The sequence below is a fragment of the Nostoc sp. 2RC genome (assembly GCF_014222165.1).
Taxonomy (GTDB): Bacteria; Cyanobacteriota; Cyanobacteriia; order Cyanobacteriales; family Nostocaceae; genus Nostoc; species Nostoc linckia.
Map to the genome: position 1 here is coordinate 1 of NZ_JACKZU010000424.1, position 6,636 is coordinate 6,636.

The 6,636-nt window shown below is 37.2% G+C and carries 4 protein-coding genes; 2 read left to right on the forward strand and 2 right to left on the reverse strand.

Annotation, left to right across the window (positions count from 1 at the left end; translation table 11 throughout):
* Positions 1–349: 349 nt before the first annotated feature.
* Both GNE10_RS30355 and aroF read right to left on the reverse strand, forming a co-directional pair.
* A complete protein-coding gene (locus tag GNE10_RS30355) occupies positions 350–3,208 on the reverse strand; it encodes a tubulin-like doman-containing protein (protein ID WP_185569510.1) in 2,859 nt (952 codons plus the stop codon).
* A gap of 919 nt (positions 3,209–4,127) precedes the next feature.
* Positions 4,128–5,000 carry a 3-deoxy-7-phosphoheptulonate synthase gene (gene aroF / locus GNE10_RS30360; RefSeq protein ID WP_099069161.1) on the reverse strand — a complete coding sequence of 291 codons (873 nt, stop codon included), beginning with the start codon at positions 4,998–5,000 and terminating at the stop codon, positions 4,128–4,130.
* Positions 5,001–5,108: 108 nt separating this feature from the next.
* Here aroF and GNE10_RS30365 point away from each other — a divergent pair, with 108 nt between their 5' ends.
* Together GNE10_RS30365 and GNE10_RS30370 are read left to right on the forward strand one after the other, a co-directional pair.
* On the forward strand, positions 5,109–5,381 hold the full coding sequence (locus GNE10_RS30365) for a hypothetical protein (protein WP_185569512.1): 273 nt from the start codon (positions 5,109–5,111) through the stop codon (positions 5,379–5,381).
* Between the two features lie 749 nt (positions 5,382–6,130).
* Positions 6,131–6,625, forward strand: a complete 495-nt coding sequence (locus tag GNE10_RS30370) for a hypothetical protein (protein ID WP_185569514.1) — start codon at positions 6,131–6,133, stop codon at positions 6,623–6,625.
* Positions 6,626–6,636 lie beyond the last annotated feature (11 nt).

The following is a 6,636-nucleotide window of genomic DNA, read 5'->3' on the forward strand; positions in this document are numbered from 1 at the left end:
GGTGTAGGTGTGGGTGTAGGTGTGGGTGTAGGTGTGGGTGTAGGTGTGGGTGTAGGTGTGGGTGTAGGTGTGGGTGGCGGAGGTGGAGGCGGAGGCGGAGGCGGTGGTAGTATTGAGGTAATTCTACTCAATAGGAAAATTCCAAATACTGCACATAAACTAATAACGACATAAACTATTATCGCTGCTTGATTCCATGCTCTAATTTGCTTAACATCTCCCTTGCATTTAGGACAGGTGGTTGTATCTCCTAAATCTTCTTTTGCAACAAATTTAGGACAGTCATGTTCAGCGTCTCCTTTACATACAGTTTTAACAATTGGTCTTAAGTGGAGAAATTTCATTTTATTCAAAACTCTTTGCGTAAATAAATTACAACACGATTAGCTATTTTTTGATATTTCTGATATACAGAATTGTCTCTTCCATATTCTTGAAAACGTTCCCCAACACAAATTTTAAGTTGATTCTCTATTTGTTGTAAAATTTCATAATTAAGACGTGCATCCTGACATTTTTTCATGAACTTATCTGTTAATAACTCACGAGCAGTTCTAACTTGTTCGTTAATAGGATGATTGGCAATAGAATCATTTATAAAAAGTGTAAAAACCTCATCCCATTGGTATCCTAGTACATAAGATTGAATTCCAATCAGGCCATCTTGTTCAAATTCATAGCGAATTTCGTTTCTATTAGTTTGTTGATTTTTGATAAAATTTATCCAACCAAATGCGCGAGCTAGAACAAAAACTTCTTCAGCATTTTGAATTTGTTGCTGTTGCTGTTGTGTTAGCAGATAAAGATTATACAGATTAGGCACAACCTTTTTATCAATATGTAATGCCTGTTGATGCGGGTAACTTTCATAACGCTGCTTTAAAGTTGATAAACATTCGATAAAACGTAGAGGAAAGGCTTTCTTTTCTTGCAAAAAAGTAATTCTATTTCCATCATTAGCGTTATGAGTTTGATAAACTCCCACAGATTTTATATCGTCTATTACTACAAGATGGTTAGGACGGCCTTCATGTCCGATTTGTCCTTGATTCTTATCTAGATTGGGAACACTTATAATCTCAACCGATGTTGGAACTATTTGCGTATCAAGCTGTACTTCTGACGGAGCAAATTTCAGAAAAGATGTAGATAGTCTTTTAACATCATTTAAAATTTGCTGGCGTTCTTCGCTGTTAGGATATTGATTAATAAATTTATCATAGAGTGTAAATTTACTGACATTTGCTGGAAAAGTTTCGCTGCATACCCAATCATAAGCCGTTTGATACAAAAATCTTTCTAGATTGTGTTGTTTAATTATTTGCGTCAAATCTAAATCTTGTTGTCCTAGATTAATCCGAATTCGATTTTCGATTTCAAATTTGATAATTTGATTATTGACTTGATTAGTTAGCTGTTCTAAACCTATTTCATTAAATATAACTTTACCGTTTTCTTGAGTCCCCTTACTTAATTGTTCTAGTAAATCTTTTAATATGCCATTGAGTTTATTGAGTAGTTGCTCGGCTAGATTTTTCCAGGTTCCTAAATCTTCTTGAATTTTATCGATTTCAGGAATTATTTTCCCTAAAAAATTTAATGCGTATTTATTAGCTTTCAGACCCGCAAGGGTTATTAAATAATCTTTAAGTTTATCACTAATCTCCTTACGATCTTGCTGAAAAGTCAGATATAAAAGGCCAACTTCCCTTTTTTTAACTGCGTCAAGAACTTTAGCTAAATTTTGCCTGCTTCTGGTAACTCTTTGCTCGTATCTATCATTAGATTGTTCGCCAAATCGAGCTTTAAATTCATCTATTATTAGCTTTAATTCCGATATAAATCTTTCAGTATATTCGATGCCAAAATCAGGATTAATTAAATAACTTGTTATCTTTTCTCTGGTGAGATTAACTGCAACTTCAACCGCTCCTTTAACATCTTTATCTAGTTGTTGATAAAAATTAACTATACCTATTCCTCTAAATTCTTCTTCTATATTTGTACGGATTCTTTCAGTATTATCTCCTAATTTTCTTGCAGCAACTCCATTTAATTCTCTATCTATTTTGTTATTGATTTCAACTTCATAATTCAAATAACTTTTATTTCCAAAAGGATCGCTATCTCCTAGCAAATGAGAGAGAGAAAGACGAATGCTATCTAGCTCAGTTTTTACTCGTTCATTGATATTTTTGGGATAATTTGTTTCAGCAGTCCAAGAAAAGACAACAATTGTAGCAAGTTTATAAGCTAAACACTTATAAATTGCTTCTCTAGGATAGCTAACAGTTGAAATACCAAATGTTGAAAAATAAGAAGCGTGTTGGTCTCCTGTTACTGGATCTATTTTTAGATTACCTAATGATGGGTTGTCCATAATAGCATCAACCCGATCTGCTGCTTCTCCACCTTGAATGTTTAAAAAGAGTCTCTGAGCAATTAATAGGGGTAAACTAGCCAAGTCAATAACTGTACCATCAGAATTGCGAGGTTCTAAAAGATAGCAATTATTATAGGGAACTTTCTCTGGTACAAATGGATAATAATTTAGTTCTTTTAAGGCAGCATAAGCATTAGAATGATAACGTTCATGCCGACCTGTGATTGCAAGAGGTGGAATGACAAAAAAACTATAAAATTTATTTTGGTTATTCCCTTGTTGGTATAAATGCCAATTTTCTAAATCCCAAGAAAAAGGCAAAAACATACCACTTCCTGTTCCACCACTTAGTCCACAAATGAGATAAAGTCTCCAATCTGTCAATTCTCTATGAGAGTGATTTAAAGCGTTATAGCAATTAGTACAAGCCTCTTGGACTCTTTGTTTATTTTCACTAAATTCATAAATTAGTCTGCCATAGGCACGAATACCTTTAGCTCCATTACCAGGTTCACCGATGTAATTACTAATAGTTGGAAGCCAAGCATCAATATCTGGATAATTTACTGAATTCTGTACTAATGGGCCAAGACGATCTCCTGTGATAATTATTTTTTCAGCAGGTGTCAAACTAATATTTTTACCTAATACTGACCAATTATGCCGAGTAATATCATTAGTATCTGTATCTATATAAAGAAATTTAACTGCTGATACTTCTGATGCTTGTAATCCCTGTTCATAGCGTTCTACAATCAGCCTACGAATTTCACGAATCGCTGTCAGTCCTGTTCCACCAATGCCAATAATGAGCGTTTTTTTCATAATTTATCACTAATTAGTAGAGTCTTAGGTTAGCTGTTACAAATGCTGAAAAGGCTTTCGAGGATAAAGTTCACCTTTAGTATGAACTGAGGTGCAATATCAAAATGTGTGGACTAGAGTTACTGTCCACATTTATAGATTGGTATTTAAAACAGTCTTTATTCGGCAATCACACAACCAAATTAATACATCATTATTATGGGGTCAATAGACTGCTACTATTATTCACCTATAGTTCATAGTTCAAGGTTGCTTTGTAACACTGTTTGGTGTAGAAAATAAATAAAATTTTAGACTCCAAGTATCTCAAAGCCTTGATAAATCGTCAGTAGTTCAGGGCCATTAAAAAATAAAGTTTTAGAATTGAGGGTAACTCTGACTAGACAACCATAACTCAAAAATCTAGAAGTATGGAAAAACCACAAGGTTGCAAGTGGCCTTTGAGATACGTAGAGACCAAACAAAAGGCTTACCGTAGGGTAAGCCAATAAGAAGTCGAGAAATTGGATGATTTATTGTTTTGAGTTCCCTAACGCTCTTTCATCACTCTCTCTAGAGAAAAAAGCAATAATCCTTACTAAACAGGACTTATATCATGTCCGCTTGATTACTTATTAAACCCAAAAAACCCCAAAGAGCCAAAGCTACGCTTTGTCTCCCCTCCCCTTAGCAAGGGGAGGGGATTAAGGGGTGGGGTGCAATGGCTGTGGGAATCATAACTAATTATGCGGACATGATATTACAGTCAAAAGAAATAATTTTAGCCATAATATTAGAAAATAAAGCTCCAAACCCAGTTTATGTCTGTAGTTGAAAACTTAGCTGAGATTTTTATTTGACCAGAGTGATTTAAAAGCGCTAAGCTCAATCTACAAAAAAATGATGAAGGTTTTGGTGGGAGCTAAGTTCAATATTTTGTTCAAGCAGCGCAAACAAAAGGGGCAGACTTAGAACCCGCCCCTTTTGGCTGTGATATGCTGCGCCCAACGGCTGTTGCTATAAGCTTTAAACTATTAACTAAATCCACCATATCTTGTAAAGAAAGAGCTTGACGGGCGTCAGAAACAGATTTTTCTGGTTCTGGGTGACATTCAATTATTAACCCATCTGCACCGCAAGCGATCGCGGCTCTAGCTACCGGCGCTACCAATTCCCGTTTACCTACGGCATGAGAAGGATCTACAATCACGGGTAGGTGAGTTATTTGTTTGAGTGCTGCTACTGCGCCTAAATCTAGAACATTGCGGGTGTAATCATCGAAGCTGCGGATACCCCTTTCACACAACACCACATCAGGATTTCCGTGACTGAGAATATATTCAGCAGCCATCACGAATTCTTCAATTGTCGCTGCTAAACCACGCTTTAGCAGTATGGGTTTGCCAGCTTGGCCTAAAGCTTTGAGCAAATCGAAGTTTTGCATATTGCGGCTACCAACTTGCAGCATATCAGCGTAAGCCGCCACAGATTCAATTTGGGAGATTGACATCACCTCAGTTACGACTGGCATATTGTACTGCGATCGCACCCCCGCCAAAATTTCCAATCCTTGCTCCCCCATACCCTGGAAAGCGTAGGGAGATGTCCGGGGTTTGTAGACACCACCACGCAAAGCTTGTACCGAAGCAGTAGATAGCTTTTGGGCTACTGTCTCCATTTGTTCCCAGCTTTCAACAGTACAAGGGCCGCCGATAATTACCAATTCCTCACCACCAAAAGCAACTTTTTCTGAAAGTTTAACGATTGTCTGATGGTTGGGATGAGATTGTGCAGCTAGTTTAGCGTTAATCATGGTTTAATTCTCCTAAGAAATTGAGTATTTGGAATTGAAAGTGTTGACTGTTGAGTGTTGACTGTTTAGCAAGGAGTCAAGAATTATTCTTTCCATGCCCCATGCCCGATGCCCAATGCCCGATGCCCAATGCCCCATGCCCCATGCCCTAATAAAAAAACCCAGAACCTTGGAAAGTTCCGGGCGCGTTGTGCTTTATCGGCATTACGCTATTTACCCGGAACTGACTCTGGGCCAAAAGTAAAAGCCGTAAAACCAACTACTGAAATAAGTCGTCACAATGAAATTCTCCTTAAAAAACAAAAACCGCAGAGTTCGCTCTGCGGTTCACCGGGGGGTTTCCATGTGGAAACTCAATTCACCGCCGGTGAACCACCCTAAACCAGAAATAAAAATAGGAATTTGCGTTAAACATTTGCGAGGCGTTTTAACTGGAAAATTTAACTAAACTATATAAATCTATGTATAGTAACATTAACAAAAGGAATTAGTGTTGTCAAGACCCCCACAACAGCTAAAAAAGCGATAAACTCAGTACAACTGGGGGAATCAAGACTATAAGCATTTCTTCATGAAATGCTTGGTGTAGGTTGCTTTTTGTAGAGGAGTCACCAAAATTCACTCATCAAGCTTGTTCTGATGCCTATGACAAGTCGTCTTTTGCGCGTCTAGGCTCAAAAGTGGCGCATCGTACCTGAAATGAGTTTTCAGATTTTTCTTTGAATTTAGACGCTTACATTTTAAGCTTTTTTATCCTCAATTTCCCAGAATTTGTATCATGAAGTTCTCGTTGATTGTTTGCCTAGAAGAAGAAAGCGGCTTGCCATACGACGTTGTGATAGTTATATAACTTTACAAGTATTCGTATGTCATAACTAAATAAATAGTGTAAATAATCAAAAATCAATGAAAAAACTTGAAAAGTCCAGATGAATAGATACAGCAAATTTACAGTGGCATAGCCTTTCAAAAATTGGGAAAGCTACGATTCCAAAATCAAAACATCTAATTTTCCTGACTTTTGTTTTTACCTTGCGAAAGCTAATTACAGACAATTGAGAAATGGCATACATTATTCTTTCCCAAGTCTTTATTCAGCAGATCAACTTTTTAGAATCAACAGTTTCATTATGCCCAGTCCCAAAATCTTAGCCAAATCTTTTGACTATCATGGAGTTTACCCCTGCCCAGTCTGTCGGATAGGTAAGATTTCTCACATGCCATTGATGGAAGCGATGTCTTGTGACTTTTGCCAAGAGATTTTTACGGTGAATCTAGAACTACAGCAAATCAAGATGCCTTCTAGGCAACCACCCTTGGTTTGGCGTTGGAATGGCTTTAGTTGGACAGAAGCCCAGTTAGAAGGGGTGGAGTTGGGTTGGGGTTATGGACTAGCTGCTATAGCTTTTGTAGTCCTTCCTACTACTCTCATTGGCATAGTAGCTTATTATTTTCCTCCTAATATCAACGAGCCGATTACGTGGATGCCATATATTTGGACAATATTAACTTTCCTGTCACATTTATCAATTATTGTTTGGATTTTTATTGAAGTTTATCAAATTCCAGTTGCTGCATATTTGAGAGCGATCGCTCGATGGAGAAATGGGGAGATGGGGAGATGAGGGAGATGGGG